Consider the following 19,277-nt stretch of genomic DNA (forward strand, 5'->3'; position numbering starts at 1 on the left):
CGATTAACTATAAAACCTATAAAATGGAAGATAATTCTAATGACAGCAGTAAATGCCCATTTCTTAATGGAGATTTAAAAGAGAACATAGCAAATGGAGGTACAAAAAACCGCGACTGGTGGCCAAATCAGTTAAAACTGAATATACTTCGCCAACATTCATCGCTATCTAATCCATTGGGAGAAAATTTCGATTATGCAAAAGCTTTTAATAGCTTAGATTATAATGCATTAAAAAAAGATTTAAATGATTTAATGACAGATTCGCAAGATTGGTGGCCAGCAGATTTCGGTCATTATGGTGGCTTATTTGTCCGTATGGCTTGGCATAGTTCTGGCACTTATAGAATTGGAGATGGTAGAGGCGGAGCCGGACAAGGACAGCAACGATTTGCTCCCTTAAATAGTTGGCCAGATAATGTTAGCTTAGATAAGGCACGTAGATTGCTTTGGCCCATCAAGCAAAAATATGGCAACAAAATATCATGGGCAGATTTGATGATTTTAACTGGCAATGTGGCATTAGAATCTATGGGTTTTAAAACGCTTGGATTTGCTGGTGGCCGAAAAGATGTTTGGGAAGCGAGCGAAGAAATATATTGGGGTGCAGAAAAAACTTGGTTGGGTAACGACGAACGTTATTCTAGAGGTTCTGAAGGTGTAGATGGTCACGGTGTTTTAGTAGCTGATGAGAATGCAAATGGAGGTAAACACTCAAACGATTTAGAAAATCCACTTGCAGCGGCGCACATGGGTTTAATCTATGTTAATCCAGAAGGGCCAGATGGCAATCCAGATCCAATTGCAGCGGCAAGAGACATTCGCGAAACTTTTAAGCGCATGGCTATGGATGATAAAGAAACTGTCGCACTTATTGCTGGTGGCCACACTTTTGGCAAAGCACATGGTGCAGCATCATCAGATTATGTAGGGAAAGAGCCGGAAGCTGAAGGTATGGAAAACCAAGGCTTTGGATGGAACAATAAATACAATACGGGCAAAGGTCGAGATACAATTACCAGTGGTTTAGAGGTAACTTGGACTACAGACCCAACCAAATGGGATAATAATTTCTTCGAAAATCTTTTTGGCTTTGAATGGGAATTAACTAAAAGTCCGGCTGGTGCACACCAATGGGTTGCTAAGGATGCAACTGAAATTATTCCTGATGCTTTTGATGCGTCTAAAAAACATAAGCCAACCATGCTTACCACAGATCTATCTTTAAGATTAGACCCAGCTTATGAAAAAATATCTCGACACTTTTTAGAAAATCCAGATGATTTTGCTGATGCTTTTGGTAAGGCTTGGTTTAAATTAACACATCGTGATATGGGCCCAAGTGCACGTTACTTAGGTACAGAAGTACCTAAAGAAGAATTTATTTGGCAAGATCCTATTCCTACATCAAATCACGCGTTGATTAATGATGAAGATGTTAAAAATTTAAAAAATCAAATTCTTAACACTGGTTTAAGTGTCGCTCAATTAGTGGGCACAGCTTGGTCTTCGGCTTCAACTTTCCGTAATTCGGATAAAAGAGGTGGTGCAAATGGTGCTCGAATTAGGTTGGCTCCTCAAAAATATTGGCAAGTAAATAACATAGCGCAAGTTGATAAAGTTATTAATGCTTTAGAAAAAATTCAGCAAAGTTTTAATACTGATGGCAAAAATGTTTCCATTGCAGATTTAATTGTGTTAGCTGGTAATGTGGCCATAGAAAAATCGACAGGCAATGCTGTTAAAGTGCCATTTACCGGAGGTAGAACGGATGCTTCACAAGCGCAAACTGATGTTGAATCTTTTGCAGTATTGGAGCCGGCAGCTGATGGTTTCCGAAATTATACTAAGGGTAAGTATAGTGTTTCTACAGAAGAGCTTTTGATAGACAAAGCACAATTGTTAACTTTAACTAGCCCAGAGTTAACGGTGCTTGTTGGTGGTATGCGCGCACTAAATACAAATTTCGATAATTCTAAACATGGCATTTTGACCAAAAATCCTGAAGTTTTAAGCAATGATTTTTTTGTGAATTTACTTGATATGAATACTGCATGGAAGGCGAAATCTGAACACAAAGAGATTTTTGAAGGTTTTGACCGTGCAACTAACGAATTAAAATGGACTGCTACTCGTGCTGACCTTGTTTTTGGTTCGAATGCAGAATTGAGGGCAATTGCAGAAGTTTATGCAAGTGCGGATGCAAATGAGAAATTTATAAATGATTTTGTTACCGTTTGGAATAAGGTAATGAACTTAGATAGATTTGATTTAGTATAAGCTATCAATTTACGATGTTAAAAATCCAGGCTAAAGTTTTTAGTCTGGATTTTTTTGTTTACACAAATTTATTAGGCATCAAATTATTTTGATTTGAAATTTCAGCAATCCACCAATGGCAGTAATATAACGGCAGTGCTTTGACATAATCCTCCGTTTTGGCATTAACGCTTGATTTTTGCGCACAACATAGCCCATGGCTTCAGCCATGCGCCTTTTATGCAATATAAAACAGGCTTTAGCCAAAAATTAAACAACATATTGCAATGCGATAACTTTAAAATCTTTTGCCCTGTTTACTACTTTACCTAGTGGTGGTTTGAAGGTTAATATTCTATTTTACAATCTGAATTCTATAATTAAACCCTTGATTTAAAACTTTTTAATTGGCAATTAGGTCTAAAATGGTCAACTTGATTTAGCTTCTCCAATAATGCGGGAAAGTTCTGGTATTTGCGCCACTTGCGTCATTCCCGCGTAGGCGGGAATCTTAAAACAATAAATAGGCTTTTCTTTCGCATTAGGATTCCCGCCTACGCGGGAAGGACGAGAAGCCTAAGTATAACGCCAATAAAGCATTGTTTTTAATAAAACAAATTATCGAACTCAGGTTTAGAACAATAAATAGGCTTTTCTTTCGCATTAGGATTCCCGCCTACGCGGGAAGGACGAGAAGCCTAAGCAAAATGCCAATGAAATATGGTTTTTAATAAAACAAATTATCGAACTCAGGTTTAGAACAATAAATAGGCTTTTCTTTCGCATTAGGATTCCCGCCTACGCGGGAAGGACGAGAAGCCTAAGTATAACGCCAATAAAGCATTGTTTTCAATAAAACAAATTATCGAACTCAGGTTTAGAACAATAAATAGGCTTTTCTTTCGCATTAGGATTCCCGCCTACGCTTGAATGAGGAAAAGCCTAAGTATAACGCCAATGAAGCATGGTTTTCAATAAAACAAATTATCGAACTCAGGTTTAAAACAATAAATAGGCTTTTCTTTCGCATTAGGATTCCCGTTTTCACGTTACGTACGAGAAGCCTAAGTATAACGCCAATAAAGCATTGTTTTCAATAAAACAAATTATCGAACTCAGGCTTATCGGCTTTTCGCCCTTTACCCTCATTTCTTGTACAAAAATAACTGCTTTAAACGCGATAGAATGGAAAACACGGATTGCATTTTTTTCAATGCAAACGGCTTTGGAAGGATAGCGGGACTAACTTTAATAGTAGCACAGCCTTAGCTTTACCAATTATTTTTAAGTTTCTATTTCAATTTGTGCTGATTTATTTTTACCACCTAACTTTATTTTACAGCAACTTAAATGCGCTTTTTAAACCATAATATTTTTTTATAGCGACCGTTTTTCATTTTAATACTAAACCTTTTATAATAAATTTGTATTATAGTACTTTATTAAGTCTTTGGGCTTTTTTTTAAGGATGAATTAAATTTTGAATGTTAAGAATGGAAGAGCAAGAAGACCCAATAATTGATAAGGCAGAGATGATGGACGAGACAGAGGATGTTCAACAACATTTGAATAACCCGGTAGATGTTTCGGTAAAGCCAATTATTAAGCAATATTTAGGTGCAGTTAAAAAGGTAAAAAAAGAAGGAAATAGGTTCTATTTTTCTGACGGAGATGCGCGGGTTGAGGTTAGAATTGTAAGCGATGAAATTATTCGGGTAAGATTAGCGCCTCACGGTGTTTTTTTAGATGATTTTAGTTATGCAGTACCGGAAGTAGATCAAAAAGTTTCGGTTTTTAAAATGGTTGAGCTAGATGATTGCTACACCATATCTACCAGTACAGTAACTTGTAGAGTTGAAAAAGCCACTTTCCACATCTCGTTTATTGATATTGTAACCAGCGTGGTGATGGTTGATGAACCAAACTCGATGCACTGGGAAGAGAATGTTGATTTTGGTGGATACTACATTTATGCCACTAAAAAATGTCAGGATGAAGAGAATTTCTTCGGGTTAGGTGATAAATCTGGAAACTTTAATCTGCGTGGAAGAAGGTTCGAAAACTGGAATACGGATGCATATTCTTTTGGCTGGAACCAGGATCCATTGTACCGCACAATTCCGTTTTATATTGGCATACACGACAAAGCCGCTTACGGTATATTTTTCGATAACACTTTTAAGTCTTACTTCGATTTTGGTGAAGAAGATGTGCACAAAACTAGCTTTTGGGCTGATGGTGGCGAATTGCAATATTACTATATCCACGGGCCACACATGATGGATGTGGTAAAACGTTATGCAAGTTTAACGGGAACGCACCCAATGCCACCAAAATGGACTTTAGGTTATCAACAGTGCCGTTGGAGTTATTACCCAGAAGCAAAAGTTAAAGATATAGCCAAACAATTTAGAGATCGTAAAATTCCATGCGATGCCATTTATTTGGATATCGACTACATGGACGGCTACCGTTGCTTTACTTGGAACAAAAAGTACTTTCCAGACCCAAGGCGGATGATTAAGGAGTTGGCGGATGATGGTTTTAAAACCGTTGTAATGATTGACCCGGGAATTAAAGTGGATGATGATTATTGGGTTTTTAAAGAAGGTAAAGACAATAAATACTTTTGTAGGCGAAGCGACGATTATTTTATGGAAGGCCATGTTTGGCCCGGTCGTTGCCAGTTTCCCGATTTTACAAGTCCGAAAGTAAGAAAATGGTGGGGTAAATTGTACGAGGAACTTGTAGATATGGGCGTTGCCGGTTTTTGGAACGACATGAACGAACCGGCAGTTTTTGGTTCGGGTACTTTCCCTAACGATGTTCGCCATAATTACGACGGCTACCGTGGTTCGCACCGTAAAGCGCACAACGTTTATGGCATGCAAATGGTGCGTGCAACTTACGAAGGACTGAAGAAACTTATGCGCAATAAGCGCCCTTTTACTATTACTAGGGCAGGTTATTCGGGTATGCAGCGGTATGCGAGTGTGTGGACAGGCGATAACGTAGCAACGTGGGAACATTTAAAAATTGGTAATATTCAATGTCAGCGTTTATCAGTTTCTGGGGTACCGTTTTGCGGGACAGATATTGGTGGATTTAGTGGCGAGCCAGATGGAGAATTATTTTCGAGGTGGATACAACTTGGTGTTTTCTCGCCGTTTATGCGGGCACATTCGGCCGGAGATACGGCAGAACGCGAACCTTGGAGTTTCGGCGATTTTTATGAAGATATCAATAGAAAATTTATTGAGCTCCGTTACAGGTTAATGCCTTATTTATATTCTGTTTTTTGGGAACACCACCGTTACGGTTTCCCAATTTTGAGGCCGTTAATAATGCTTGAGCAAGAAAATGTTGGCAATAATTTCCGCCAGGATGAATTTTGCTACGGCGATAAATTATTGATTTGCCCAGTTTTGGAGCAAGGTGCAGTTTCTAGAAAAGTTTATTTGCCTAAAGGCACATGGTATAATTTCTGGACACATGAAGTTTTAGTAGGGGAGAGTGAGCACGAAGTAGAAGCGCAAATTGACAGTATGCCAATTTTTGTACGTGCAGGATCGGTACTGCCCGAATATCCGGTGATGCAATATGTTGATGAAAAGGCCATTACAGAAGTTTTCTTAAATATATACCATAGCGATTATGAAGTAAACTCTTTTATGTACGAAGATCATGGCGATACTTTTGCCTATGAGCAGGATATTTATTTAGAAAAGAAATTTACTGTAAAAGGGGATGAAGCGCACCTTAAAATTAACCAAAACGTAGCAGGTTTATACACGCCGAATTATGAATTGTATGATTGTAACGTAATTGGCGTTAAGTTTAAGGTTAATAAAGTGTTAATTGATAGTAAAGAAATAACCGATTTCTCTATCGATGAAAGAGGAAGACTAAGGTTTAAGTGCAATAAAAATTTCTTCGAAATACAGATTTCGTAATTTGTGTTTTCAATGCCCCAAATGTTACATTGCATTTGGGGTTTTTTTAATACTGCCTAATTTAATTAACTATGCCCGAAACGAAGAAAGTTTCTGTAAAAGCGACTTCTAAAAGTAAAAAGAACGAAATTTCAACAAAAATAGACCAAAGCCAACCGGTTTGGCCGCATAGTTTATTTACTGATTATGATGTAGATTTATTTTTGGTTGGAAAGCATTTCCGGCTTTACGATAAATTTGGATCTCACCTTACAGTACTTGAAAAAGTTAATGGCGTGTATTTTGCAGTTTGGGCACCTAATGCCATAAATGTAGGTGTAGTTGGCGATTTTAACGGTTGGAACCGCGAGGCGCATGCTTTAAATAAGAGGTGGGATAAATCGGGTATATGGGAAGGGTTTATCCCTAATGTTGCAAAGGGCGATGTATATAAATATTTTGTAAAAGGTTTTGATGAGTCTGAGCACGAAAAAGGCGATCCTTATGCAAGGCGATGGGAACATCCACCACAAACGGCCTCTATTGTTTGGGATACCGATTACACTTGGAAAGATAAATCGTGGTTAGCGAAACGAGCAAAACTAAATCCGTTGAACCAGGCAATTTCTGTTTACGAAATTCATTTGGGGTCGTGGCAGCGCGATCCTGAGAACCCTAAAAGGGTGTTAAATTGTAGAGAAATTGCAAAAACGCTCGTTCCGTACGTGGTAGAAATGGGCTTTACGCATGTAGAATTGATGCCAGTAATGGAATATCCATACTTTCCGAGTTGGGGTTATCAAATTACAGGTTATTTCGGGGCAAGTTCTAGATATGGTTCTCCACAGGATTTAATGTATTTAATTGAAGAACTGCACAATGCCAACATTGCGGTTATTTTAGATTGGGTACCATCGCATTTTCCTGGTGATAGACATGGATTGTACGAATTTGACGGTACGCATTTATACGAACATGCAGATATGCGCAAGGGGTTTCATCCCGATTGGAAATCGTATATTTTTAATTACGACCGTCCAGAAGTTCGTTCGTTTTTAATAAGTAATGCTACTTTTTGGATTGATCAATACCATGCAGATGGTTTAAGGGTTGATGCCGTGGCTTCTATGTTATACTTTAATTTCTCTAGAGAAGATGCAGACGCTGCTACAAATGAATACGGTGGGAGTGAGAATTTAGGTGCAATTAAATTTCTGCAAGATTTAAACGAAACCCTTTACGGGAACTTTAAAGGCGTGCAAACCATAGCAGAAGAAAGCAGTACTTTCGATGGCGTAACTAGACCAGTTTACGATGGTGGATTAGGTTTTGGTATGAAGTGGATGATGGGCTGGATGAATGATACGCTTAAATATTTTAAAGTAGATCCCTTAGGTAGGAAGCACCACCACAATTCGTTGAGTTTTAGCATGAGCTACGCTTTTAGCGAAAACTTTATGTTGCCTTTTTCGCACGATGAAGTGGTGCATGGCAAATCGCCAATGCTATATAAAATGCCTGGCGACGATTGGCAGAAGTTTGCCAACTTAAGAGCGCTGTACGGCTATATGTTTACTCACCCCGGCACAAAATTATTGTTTATGGGAAATGAGTTTGCCGATACAAATGAGTGGAACTTTAAACAGTCTTTAGATTGGCATTTATTGCAATACGCGCCACATAAAGGGATGCAAGAAACAGTAAAGGCATTAAACTTTTTATACCGAAACGAACCTGCTTTGCACGATTTTAATTTCAGTTACGAAGGTTTTGAATGGCTAGATGCCGACAATGCCAATGAATCGGTTTTTGTATATATGCGTAAAGGTACCAAGGCAAAAGACACTTTGGTTATCGCATTAAATTTTACACCTGTGGTAAGGGAAAACTACAAAATTGGGGTTCCTTTTGATAAAAAATGGGTCGAGATTTTTAATTCGGACGATATTGTTTACTACGGAAGTGGCATTAACAATAAAGGGAATTTAGACACTTACCATGAGGGATTTAACAATCAGAAATTTTCTATTAATGTGACCTTGCCTCCTTTGGGAATGTCGGTGTTTAAAAGTAAATAATCATCTTTTTTCTGCCAGTTGGCAGATGAACATTGGAATGTTTAAAGGCTACATTGGTTAAAATATTAAACAAAATGGGGAGGTTAAGTTGCTTAATCTCCCCATTTTTATTTGAAGCTTAAAGCTTAAACTTTACACCTCCATTAAATGTCCTGCCCTCTGTATGGTTCCAAATATCATCAAATGTTGGGTTTAAATGCGAACCATTAACAACATTTTTATACCTGCTTTGGCGAGCATCTGTAAAATTTTCTGCATTTATAAAAATAGAAAATTTGCCAAATGCTTTTTCGGCCATAAAGCCAAATTCCCAATAAGAATTGGTTTGGAATAAATTATATAGGTATTGTCTATCTGTAAAATACCCCTCCAAACCCAGCTTAATATCGTCATGTTTCTCGTAAAGCAAGGCAAGGTTTAATTTACTTTTTGGCATTAACCGAATATCTTGAATAACTGGAAGGTATGCTGCTTTTGCATCGGTGTAGGTATAGCCAGCAAAGAGTTTGAAATCTTCTTTAAAAATAAATTTGGCATTGGTTTCAAATCCTCTACTCTTGACGGCTTTTGTGGTATTATCAAAATAAAAATTGCCTAAACCGTTCTGTAGTAGTATTGTTGAATTGGTAATTTGGGTGTAAAAGAACATTTGATTAATACTTATTAGCCAATCATCGCCAATTGTTGTTTTATAATTAACATCTGCTGTTCCACCGTAACTTCTTTCTGCTTTAACATTGTTTAAAGGCAATAAATTTTGATACTGGAATGTTTCAGTTTCTTCGGTAAATAAGGTTGGTGTTTTGTAACCTAAACCGCCTCCAATTCTCGAGCTCCAATGGTCGTTAAACCTGTAAAGTGCAGAAATTCTTGGTAAGATGAAAAATTCAGTTTTGTTGTAATTTGCATTGTAATAGTTTACTAAATCTCCGCGTAAACCGGTTTCCAGTTTAAATTTTTCCGAAATATCTAAAGTTTGCTGTGCATATAAACCACCAGTTTTGCTAATAAAGTTTTTTGCTAGCGATGGGGTTTGGTTCTGTTCGGTAAATTTATCAAATACCAAATTAGCGCCAAAAATCAAACTCTGGTTTTTTAAGGTTTTTAAATAACTCGCATCGGTATAAACGTTGTAATTTGTGCCGTTAAATTGATAACTCGGAATGGCAACATCTCGCTTAAAATAGTTAAAACTTGTTTTCAGCTTCAATAAATCCTGCTCACCTGTTTTATAATCCACATCTAATGTAGAAGTATTTCTAGCAGTTTTGTTTTGTTCGAAATATTGATGATTTGCATCAGCTCCATTCTTTATTACAAAAGTATCGCCACCTATTCTTTTCCCTTTTGTAAACGCATTTCCTATAATTATAGTTGTTTTCTCGTTAGGATAAACAAATAATTTTGGGTGAATGGTAAAATCTGTTGATTTTGGGAGTTCTGTAAAATCATCTTGATCTACATCATAAGCTTTTTGCAAATTTCCTGTGGCCAGTAAACTATAACCAATTTTGGCATTTCTTTGCATTGAAAAAATACCTAAATTAGTTTGGCCTACGTCTGATTGATTGATGATTAAATTCAAATCTGCTTTTTCTTTAGGCGTACGTGAGATAAAATTTACCACCCCTGCAATTGCACCGGCACCGTAAAGTGTAGAGGATGGGCCTTTAATAATCTCAACCTGACTTAAATCTAAAGGGGGGATTTCTAAAATGCTCAATCCGCTGGCAAAGTTGCCAAAACTTGCATATCCATCTTTTAGCAATTGCGTATATCTACCATCCAAACCCTGTATCCTGATACTCGCATTTCCACTAGTTGCAGATGTTTGTTGCACGGCAATACCGGTACTTTCATGCAAAATCATCGAAACATTTGAAGGACGCATATTTGCTTTCTCCTCAATCTCTTCCAATTCGATGGTTTCTACACGCGTTGGTGTATTTTTGATCGATCTGCTCGTTCTGGTAGAGGAAACAATCACTTCATCCAATCCTTCTTCTGCTTCTTCGATGAGAATTTCTACGGGCTGATTACCTTCAATTGGTAAAGTCAAATTTAAGGTTTGTTCTTCAAAACCTACATTCCTAACAATTAAGGTTTGGTTCCCATTAGGAACATTATTAATAACAGCTAAACCCTTTTCGTTGGTTTTTGCTATAATTTTGGTGTTTTTAATAAGGATAGTTACGCCCGATAACGGCGTTAAATTTTCTTTATTTTTTACTAAAATGGAGATATTATTTTGTGCATAAACACCTGTTACGCATAACATTGTGCACAGCAATACAATTAATTTTTGCATGTATTTTTTAATTAAAATTGAATAAAAAATCAGTTTAAACTGATTTGCGAAATTTTGGTTTTTAACCGATAAGGTTATTCAACTTCGGCGGTTGCCATATTTTTTGGATGTAATAAGAAGTAAAGCTGTTTTTGTAAACAAAACTCTTCTTTGTAATCGCATTTACTTTTACTAAAGGTTGTGAGCTTACCGATTTCAAATTTAAAACGGGTTGACCGCAACAATTACAGATACACAAAGGTGTGCAGTTGTCGGTAGCATTCTCAGTACAAGGTTTGGAAATATTTACTGATGCATCTACGCTATTGCTTAATTTTTCGAACACGGGCAAATCTTCGCATGTAATGCAAGACAAAAACAGAATACCCAGACTTAAAATTAAGCTTATAAATTTCATTATGTGTTGCAAAAGTACCATTCATAACGATAATTATAAAGTCATTTATTCTTATTGAATCTTTTTCGATTTAAAAACCAAATTATCGAACAACCTAATATTGAAATAGCAACTAAAATACCGTTGATCAGCTTCCAATTTGTTGATGCTTTTAAATTGATATTTTGATCCAAACCCATGTAAATTAAACTGTCCCAATAATAAGGTAGGTACATTGCATCGGTGCTTTTAGGTTGGTTTAACCAATCTTTCTTAGCTAAATTTAATGCTTCGCTACCACTTTTATCGTTTAATAAAAACTTATAAAAGTTGGCGGTTATTATTGATGCGGCGTGATCATTTACATTCCACAAACCCGCAATTGTGGCTGGTGTGCCAATAGCATTAAATCCCCTCGATAAACTGATTACGCCTTCGCCATTCGCCAATGCCCCATCGGCAGTTCTACATGCACTTAAAACAACCAAAGATGGTGCTGTTTTTTGAGATGAAAGTTCGAATAAGTATATTTTTTCTTTCTCGAAATCGAGTGTAGGTTCGGCATTTTCGCCAGATAAATAGGCGTGTGTGCCGATGTGAAGCACCTTACTGTTTTCAAATGCATTAATAAAACTGTTGTGGTTTACCTCATCGTTAAATAAAAAATTGCCTCCAACAATTTGTTTTATTTTATCGGCTTCTTCCTGCACAGCAAGCAATGGTTGGTTGTTTAATTTTTGGTGGGTAATGAATAATCCTGCAAAGTTATTGCTCTTTGAGCTCGCTTTATTCGATACCAATGTTTTTAACGAGAAGGCGTAGCTGATGATGTTGCTTTTAATTAAAAAAGGCCAGCTAGAAATGTTTGCTGTGTATTTCGAGTTCGTAATTAATCCATCAAAAGAGATAAACGCTAAAACACCATCAGGCACGATGATTATTTTTTCATTTGGCGTAAAAAGGATATTTCCTAAAAGTGTTTTGTAAACGTGGTTAGAAGCTTCGAAAAACAACTTTGGATCGTTCATCATCGCATTTGGCCCATGTTGGAAATAGGTATTGCTAAAATTTTCTACGCTTAATTTTATATCAGTGGCGTGTGCTAACTTTTCCACCTGAAGAATCTTTTTATTTTTAATATTGAGGATGTATATCGCTTCCTTACCAAAAAAATACGTTATAAATCTAGTATTTGGGAGTTTATCAATTTCTTCAGCAATAGGTTTGGAATAAGTAGACGTATTAAATTGCCTGTACTTTTCTTTAATTTGTTTGTTGATTAAGGCAAGGTCGAATTTTAAAGCATCCATTTTTTTGCTGGTGGTTCGGCGCTCAATTTCTTGTCGCTCGTTAAAAATAATAGCCCTTTCTAATGCTTGTTTTTTTATAAAAAGAGAATCTTTATTGGTAATGGCCAATAATTTTTGGTTGCGTTGAATTTGATCGAGCAACGTTCTGCTTTTACTCTGTTCGGATAAATTAAGAATATCAATTAAATACTTTTGTTGTTTGGTTTTAAGGTATTGGTTGTAAGAAATCTCAATGCCTCGCTCTGCAATACTTTTTGTATCGGCTTGTAAGCGTTGTTTGGTTTTATCATCATCAAACTCACTTCTAATTTTATCGGCCGTAATTAGCGCCAATTGAATGTTCTTGAAAGCTTCGTCGGGTTGCTGCAATGCGAGCTGAACAGTTGCTATTTGTTCAAAAACTTCCATTATTTTATTTTCGCCGTATATTTTACTCGCATCAATTTGGTTGTTGTTGCCAATTATTTTTAAAGTTTTTAAACTCGATTGGAAGTGATTAAGCGCCAACAATGGTTTTTGCTGTAGGAATTTTATTTTACCAAGTTGGGTGAAGATATTTGCTTTTTCTCTTATCCGTAAACCCTTAAAGTACTTATTTAAAGTGCTAAGCGATAGGTTAAACTGTTTTTCTGCTGTTGCATAATTACCCAATTTAAGTTCGATATTTCCAGCAGTTGCGTAAGCGCTCATTACCCAATAGGCATTTTCGGGATTAATGTTTTTATGCTTTGAAATATTTTGGTCAATCAGTTTTTTTGCTTCTGCAAATTTATTTTGATCGAATAAAACATCAGCATAAATATTATTAAGCAGTAGGATGGAGGGGTTAATCGCGGAAGCAATTTTTAATGCACTTAAAATACTTTTTTCCGCTTCTGGCAAATTTCCCATCGAGCGGTAAGATATGGCCATGTTGCCAAAAATAGCGGGTAATTCTTGGTTTCGCCCAGCTTTGGTTAAAATATCAACAGATTTTTTCTGCAAATATAAAGCACTTTCATAATCGCCCAAGCGCGTGTAGCTATTGCTTAGTGGCTTTAATGTGTACTCAATAATTTCGTAGTTTTTTAAGGCTTCTATATTTTTTTCATAATAACTAAGGGCCACTTCGTAGCTGTTAATGGCTTCTAAAATATTTCCTTCTTGCAGTTCGTAATAACCACACGTATTTAAGTAATCTAGCCATGCTTGTTTCTCTAAACTACTTAAGGGCTTTCGCCAAGCATCTTTAGGCGTAGATTGAAGCAAAATGCTTTGCTGCGGGTTTTGAGAAACATAATCCAATCTTTCATAAATCCATTCCGATAAATTATTGGCAGATTTTAAGGCTTCTTGTTTGCGATTAAATGCTTCATCCTGTGCAAAAAGAAGATTTGCAAAACAAATTAGAGTGATAAATAATCGAAAAGCTAAAGAAAGACGCATAAACTAAAAGCATTTCAGCTAAAGTAAAGAAAAAGTTTTTATCATCGTTATTGAAGAGCGCCTAGACCAACTAAGAACCCTCAAATAAATTTTCGATATTCCGTGTATTCTGTGTTTCCGTGGCAAAAATTTCGATCTTTAAGAACCCTTAAATTAATTTTTCGATATTCCGTGTATTCTGTGTTTCCGTGGCAAAAATTTCAATCTCTAAGAACCCTTAAATTAATTTTTCAATATTCCGTGTATTCTGTGCTTCCGTGGCAAAAATTTCGATCTCTAAAAACCCTCAAATTAATTTTTCAATATTCCGTGTATGTTGTGTTTCCGTGGCAAAAATTTCGATCTCTAAGAACCCTTAAATTAATTTTTCAATTTTTCCGTGTATGTTGTGATTCCGTGGCAAAAATTTCGATCTCTAAGAACCCTCAAATTAATTTTTCAATATTCCGTGTATGTTGTGTTTCCGTGGCAAAAATTTCGATCTCTAAAAACCCTCAAATTAATTTTTCAATATTCCGTGTATTCTGTGTTTCCGTGGCAAAAATTTCGATCTCTAAAAACTCTCAAATTAATTTTTCGATATTCCGTGTATTCTGTGTTTCCGTGGCAAAAATTTCGATTTCTAAGAACCCTTAAATTAATTTTTCAATATTCCGTGTATTCTGTGTTTCCGTGGCAAAAATTTCGATCTCTAAGAGCCCTCAAATTAATTTTTCAATATTCCGTGTATTCTGTGTTTCCGTGGCAAAAATTTCGATCTCTAAGAACCCTCAAATTAATTTTTCGATATTCCGTGTATTCTGTGTTTCCGTGGCAAACCGTCAATTCCTAAAACTTCCAAGTTATATACGTCGCCATTCTGTTGTTGTTGGTTTTAGGATCGAACATATATCTAAACCCGATGGATGGGCCAACTCTGACCATACCCAATTGAACATCAGCAAAAAATGAAACTCGGGCATCGGCAAATTGTGTCTTCATTTCGTTGGCCAAAACCTCTAAATTTAATTTAGATTGATCGGTAAATGCTGTTAAATCATAATTTAAAATATCTTTGGTTCTATTATATAAATCTAACGATACCAACGTGCCCACACCCGCACCGATGTATTTGTTAATGTTATATCTAAACTGCAACGGAACAGCATTGATGGTCGCTACTTTTGTGGTTTTAAAATAGTCTTTTTTATTAATTAAATATCCAATCTTATTAACTAAGGTGTCCTTTTGTTGCGGCGCGGTCGAACTTATTAAGTAAGTGTTTTCTTTAAAAGTGTTTAAATATAATTCTACCTGCCAATAATATTTATTTGGTGCGTAAGGCGCTAAACTGGCGCCAATAACTAGGTTTTTGCTGTTTAAATAATTGCTGTTATCGGTTGCAAACGGGAAACCATAACCTAAAATTATACCGGGCGATAAACCCATTTTAAACTTACCAACTGCCCTGTTAGTGTAAATAGGCTCATTTTTATCAAAAACAATTGCTGCACCACTTCTTATAGGCAGTTTTTCGGGCTTCTCTTTAAACTTGATTTTGTATTCTACGAAGCCCATTGTCGAGTCGGCATCGTTTACGCCTTTTTGCTGTAAGCCGGGCAAGTAAATATTGCTAAAAACAAAGTGTACGCTATCTCCCTGTAAAACTTTTTTAATACAACTTTGGCCAGTGTAAGCAGAATCGCAACTCGCAACCTCGGGTTTGGTTTTAATAATTTTTATTGATGATTGATCAAAAACCTCGGCTATATTTACGCCAACATCTACTTTTTTGGCAGGGCCTTTTCCGGTATTTTGAAAACGTATTTTATAAGTAAGTTCTCGATTTTTTCCAGTAAAACGATAATTCATTCTGCTTTTTTTCAAGCCCATTTTATTTGGATCGTGCGAAGCCACAATTTGAAGTTCCATATCAAAAAACTCAGTTTCTACTAGCGGATTATCCGGAATAAAAACTGCCGAAAGCCTCACGGTGGCATTTGTATCCTTAAGCATTTCGGGCGTTGTTTTAAAATGCATAAAAATAAAGCGCTCTTCATTCCGCTTTAAGTTTTCAAATTTAAAACTTTCCTCACTTTTAAAATCTTTCACTTTATCTTTTAAAAGTATTTTGCCTTCGGCGGATAAAGGGATAATTTCTGAATTTAATGAAGCGTAAAAAACAGGTTCTTTATTTGTTTTAATGGGTGCGTAAGCAAAGTTTAACTGCGTTTTTAAGTTCGATTTTTTTTCGTTGTGGTACGTTCTGGTTTCTGATAAATCAAAATTATTGTTTGTAAATTCTGTGTCGTTATATAAAATGGCGATGGTTCCGTTTAGGTTTTGCAGGCCATTTTCGGCTTTGTTGCGGTAACCGAAAACCAGCATCATATCATCGCCAGGTTTAGGCATACAATTGCTTTTTAGTTCGACACTGCCATTCATTTTAAAAAAAGCAGGCTCATTTGTATTAGAAGCCATCATTTGTGAAGAACCTTTTTCAGTAATTTTTATTGGTCTTGGTCGGGTAGGTGGTTTTTTCCCATCATCGTAGTTATTCGTTGCAAAAAGCCGAACGTTTACGGTTGAGGTATCTTTATAAACATGAAAAGGATCTTTTTCGAAGCTAAAACCACCATCGCCGAATTCCCAAAAGTAGGTGTAAAAAGGCGCAGGTGCACCGGCAATTTGGCGTAGCGGACGTAAATCTGCACTAAACTTAGTTCCTCCATTTTCTTTAGTGTAATTAATTTTTGCGGGGATGGTATCCGAAGGTAAAATTTGAGCCATTAAAGCCAACGAAAACTGAGTAATAAAGATAGTGAGTAGCAGTTTTTTCATAAATAAATTTATGTAATTTATCGGGAATAAAAAACTAAAAAGAAGATGAAGCCATTATAGCTTCATCTTCGATTGTATGTTTGGGATGGAAAATTGATTAATATCCGTCTAAACTATTTATTGCATTTTGTACCTGCGCTTCGGTTGTTTCGGTCAAATTTAAGCTAATGCTTTGGTCGGCTACAATTGTAGTTTCAAGTTCTGCGTAGTAATATTTTCCATCCTTAATAGAGAATGAAATATATTTTCCTTGAATCCCGATTGGCATCATATTGTCGTAGCTTTTAACTTTATTTGCGCCATCAAGGGTGTAAAGTTGAGCGGCTACGTTACTTCCCTTTGCACAGAAGAATACAAAAGTTTCGCCAGTAAAAGCTCTAAAGCTTGCCAAATTACCTGGGTTGTTAACTAATTGCACACGAACGGTGGTTTTAGGGTTGGCGTAACTATAAAAAACATCGCAGTTAATCCAGCCTAATTTACCCATATCGAATGTAAAGTTAGCTGCTACAGCATCTATTTCTGCTTTAATTTGCACACCATTTGCGTTAGGAACTGGCGCTTGCCATGCCAACTGATTATCGGCGCCTACTTTTTCTACACCTTCCCAAATTTGGGTAGAACCTGTTCTATTTGTTGGGATGGAGATGCGAATGGCTTTGGTTAAAACTTGATCAACCGCTGTACCACCTGCTGTGGCATTTAGGTAAATAAAGCCATCGCTTTTTAAAGGCGCACCACTAATGTGATTGGTATTTGTGCCACTAAATACAACGGCACTTCGCGTTAACATTTCTAAAGCACTTACCACAACCTCGCCGTTAACAGCTGTGCCACCAACTTTAAATGTTCCGGCTGGGATGGTAATTTTTGTGCCTCCTTTTAGTGTGAAGGTGTTTTCTACATTGCCATTAAATTTGAACGATTGATTTTGTGCGCCAAAAATTGAAGCGAAATCTTTTGCATTTTTAGCTTGGTTACTTTGTAAGGTGTCGTCTTTTCTGCAAGCCGATGATAATAATATAATCAGCGCAAATACTAATGTGGTTAAGTTTAGCTTTTTCATCTTTTTAAATTTTAAGTTTTTATGCTTACTCTTTAGGCTTTTCAGCAAACGCCAATTGTATGTTTTGCTGGTATATCAACCAAATGAAAAAAATGTTACCCCCCCACAACAATATTTTTTTTCTGTAATAGATAAGAAACATTAAATTAGAGCGGAAATTAGTTTTTAGTTATCAATATTCAATTAACAATTAGCAATGACCAAATATCAATTATCAATAACCAAGTATCAATAACCAAGTAGCAATGTTCAATTATCAATAACCAAGTATCAATGTTCAATTATCAATTATCAATTAACAACTAACCAATCAACCACTAACCAACCAACTAATAATGTCTAAATCTCCACATCCCGATCAACGGTATTTAATTGCACTGGTAAACAACGATGCCGGAGTAATTAATGAGATTTATAAAAAATGTGCGGGTAAGGTTAAGTCGTTCATTCTGTTTAATAATGGTTCTGCCGATGATGCCGAAGATATTTTTCAAGAGTCGCTGGTGGATGTATATAATCAAGCCAAATACAAAAAATTAGAACTAACCTGCCCTTTCGAGCCTTTCTTATTATTGGTGTGTAAACGGAAATGGTTAAACGAAATAAAAAAAAGATCCATTTTACCGGTAACAAAATCCGATGATAGTTTATTACATGTCGGTGAAGATACATTTGAACAGGCGGAATTGCTGGAAAAACAGCAAGAACAAACTGAAACTTTCTTAAAAGCATTCGAAAAATTGGGCGACCGCTGCAAAGAGATTATTACTTGGAGTATGAAAGGTGAGGCACAAGAAAAAGTTGCCGAAACTTTAGGCGTAACTTATGGTTATTTAAGAAAGAAAAAATCTGAATGTATGGCTAGTCTAATTAAAATGGTACAAAATAAATTATAGCGTAATGACAGACGATAAGATTTTACTAACAGCCCGGTATGTGGAGGGCGATATGGATGCCATAGAGCGTGCAGGCTATGAAACACAAATGGAAAACGATGCAGATTTACAGCAACATTTGATCGATTATAACTACATACACGAAAGTTTAAAAATGAAATTGGCACCAGATGATGCAGATTTACTTTTTAGAGATACACTTTCTAAATTTAATAGCGAATACTTTCATCCTCAGCAGGTTGCCAAAACCATTTCATTAAAACCTTACGTAAAGTGGTTAAGTGGTATTGCTGCGGTTTTATTTTTAGGACTTTTAATTTGGGCGCCTTGGCGGATGAGCCTTTACGAAAGCTTTGCCGGAAACAACCAAATGACCGTTGCCGAAAGAGGGGCAGAAAAGGAAACCAATTTAGATAAAGCAGCAGCCTTTTACAATGTTAAAGATTATAAAAGTGCTAAAATATTATTGGAAAAAGAACACGTTGCGCAACCAGAAAACGCAATGGTTAACTATTATTACGGCAAAACTTTATTAGAGACCCAACAAATTGGAGAAGGTAGAGTAATGCTGAATGGTGTTTATAACGGACAATCGGTATTTAAGTATGATGCCGCTTATGCAGTTGCGATGAGTTATTTAAAGGCCGATAATAAGGATGCTTGTAGAATCTGGCTTCAAAAAATCCCCGCTGGAACCGCACATTTTGAGCAAGCAAAGGCGCTACTTGAGAAGTTATAAAAAATATTTCCAATAGTTGTCAATTAATGTGGCTTGCTCAAAACAATACGTTGTGTTTGATGTTAAGTT

General features: G+C 36.3%; 10 protein-coding genes. 5 read left to right on the plus strand and 5 right to left on the minus strand.

What is annotated here, in order from left to right; genetic code table 11:
- The first annotated feature begins 23 nt into the window (after positions 1-23).
- The 3 genes from katG to glgB all read left to right on the plus strand — a co-directional run bounded on the left by katG (position 24) and on the right by glgB (position 8,268).
- On the plus strand, positions 24-2,279 hold the full coding sequence (katG, locus tag EZJ43_RS05140) for a catalase/peroxidase HPI (protein WP_133261619.1): 2,256 nt from the start codon (positions 24-26) through the stop codon (positions 2,277-2,279).
- Between the two features lie 1,472 nt (positions 2,280-3,751).
- Complete coding sequence (locus EZJ43_RS05145; RefSeq protein ID WP_133261620.1) at positions 3,752-6,211, plus strand: glycoside hydrolase family 31 protein; 2,460 nt, start codon at positions 3,752-3,754, stop codon at positions 6,209-6,211.
- Between the two features lie 71 nt (positions 6,212-6,282).
- Positions 6,283-8,268, plus strand: a complete 1,986-nt coding sequence (gene glgB, locus EZJ43_RS05150) for a 1,4-alpha-glucan branching protein GlgB (protein WP_133261621.1) — start codon at positions 6,283-6,285, stop codon at positions 8,266-8,268.
- 118 nt (positions 8,269-8,386) lie between these two features.
- Here the strand turns inward: glgB and EZJ43_RS05155 are convergent, their stop codons facing one another.
- From EZJ43_RS05155 to EZJ43_RS05175, 5 genes are all read right to left on the minus strand, one after another.
- Complete coding sequence (locus EZJ43_RS05155) at positions 8,387-10,576, minus strand: TonB-dependent receptor (protein ID WP_133261622.1); 2,190 nt, start codon at positions 10,574-10,576, stop codon at positions 8,387-8,389.
- Between the two features lie 61 nt (positions 10,577-10,637).
- On the minus strand, positions 10,638-10,973 hold the full coding sequence (locus EZJ43_RS05160) for a DUF6660 family protein (protein ID WP_133261623.1): 336 nt from the start codon (positions 10,971-10,973) through the stop codon (positions 10,638-10,640).
- A gap of 41 nt (positions 10,974-11,014) precedes the next feature.
- Entirely contained in the window at positions 11,015-13,687 is a 2,673-nt protein-coding gene (locus EZJ43_RS05165; protein WP_133261624.1) for a CHAT domain-containing protein, read from the minus strand.
- An 828-nt stretch (positions 13,688-14,515) separates the two neighbouring features.
- Positions 14,516-16,507 (minus strand): PKD domain-containing protein, encoded by a 1,992-nt coding sequence (locus EZJ43_RS05170; protein ID WP_133261625.1) that lies wholly within the window; start codon positions 16,505-16,507, stop codon positions 14,516-14,518.
- 97 nt (positions 16,508-16,604) lie between these two features.
- A complete protein-coding gene (locus EZJ43_RS05175; protein WP_133261626.1) occupies positions 16,605-17,573 on the minus strand; it encodes a hypothetical protein in 969 nt (322 codons plus the stop codon).
- A gap of 335 nt (positions 17,574-17,908) precedes the next feature.
- Here EZJ43_RS05175 and EZJ43_RS05180 point away from each other — a divergent pair, with 335 nt between their 5' ends.
- Together EZJ43_RS05180 and EZJ43_RS05185 are read left to right on the plus strand one after the other, a co-directional pair.
- Complete coding sequence (locus EZJ43_RS05180; protein ID WP_133261627.1) at positions 17,909-18,469, plus strand: RNA polymerase sigma factor; 561 nt, start codon at positions 17,909-17,911, stop codon at positions 18,467-18,469.
- 4 nt (positions 18,470-18,473) lie between these two features.
- Complete coding sequence (locus EZJ43_RS05185; protein WP_133261628.1) at positions 18,474-19,208, plus strand: tetratricopeptide repeat protein; 735 nt, start codon at positions 18,474-18,476, stop codon at positions 19,206-19,208.
- Positions 19,209-19,277: the final 69 nt, after the last annotated feature.

Origin of the sequence: Pedobacter changchengzhani (genome assembly GCF_004354365.1) — a bacterium.
GTDB lineage: Bacteria > Bacteroidota > Bacteroidia > Sphingobacteriales > Sphingobacteriaceae > Pedobacter > Pedobacter changchengzhani.

What these genes read in the sequence shown, in the direction of transcription:
- EZJ43_RS05165 (WP_133261624.1), bottom strand. Translation starts at nt 13,687, where the DNA reads ATGCGTCTTTCTTTAGCTTTTCGATTATTTATCACTCTAATTTGTTTT.
- EZJ43_RS05170 (WP_133261625.1), bottom strand. Translation starts at nt 16,507, where the DNA reads ATGAAAAAACTGCTACTCACTATCTTTATTACTCAGTTTTCGTTGGCT.
- EZJ43_RS05155 (WP_133261622.1), bottom strand. Translation starts at nt 10,576, where the DNA reads ATGCAAAAATTAATTGTATTGCTGTGCACAATGTTATGCGTAACAGGT.
- EZJ43_RS05175 (WP_133261626.1), bottom strand. Translation starts at nt 17,573, where the DNA reads ATGAAAAAGCTAAACTTAACCACATTAGTATTTGCGCTGATTATATTA.
- katG (WP_133261619.1), top strand. Translation starts at nt 24, where the DNA reads ATGGAAGATAATTCTAATGACAGCAGTAAATGCCCATTTCTTAATGGA.
- EZJ43_RS05185 (WP_133261628.1), top strand. Translation starts at nt 18,474, where the DNA reads ATGACAGACGATAAGATTTTACTAACAGCCCGGTATGTGGAGGGCGAT.
- EZJ43_RS05180 (WP_133261627.1), top strand. Translation starts at nt 17,909, where the DNA reads ATGTCTAAATCTCCACATCCCGATCAACGGTATTTAATTGCACTGGTA.
- glgB (WP_133261621.1), top strand. Translation starts at nt 6,283, where the DNA reads ATGCCCGAAACGAAGAAAGTTTCTGTAAAAGCGACTTCTAAAAGTAAA.
- EZJ43_RS05160 (WP_133261623.1), bottom strand. Translation starts at nt 10,973, where the DNA reads ATGAAATTTATAAGCTTAATTTTAAGTCTGGGTATTCTGTTTTTGTCT.
- EZJ43_RS05145 (WP_133261620.1), top strand. Translation starts at nt 3,752, where the DNA reads ATGGAAGAGCAAGAAGACCCAATAATTGATAAGGCAGAGATGATGGAC.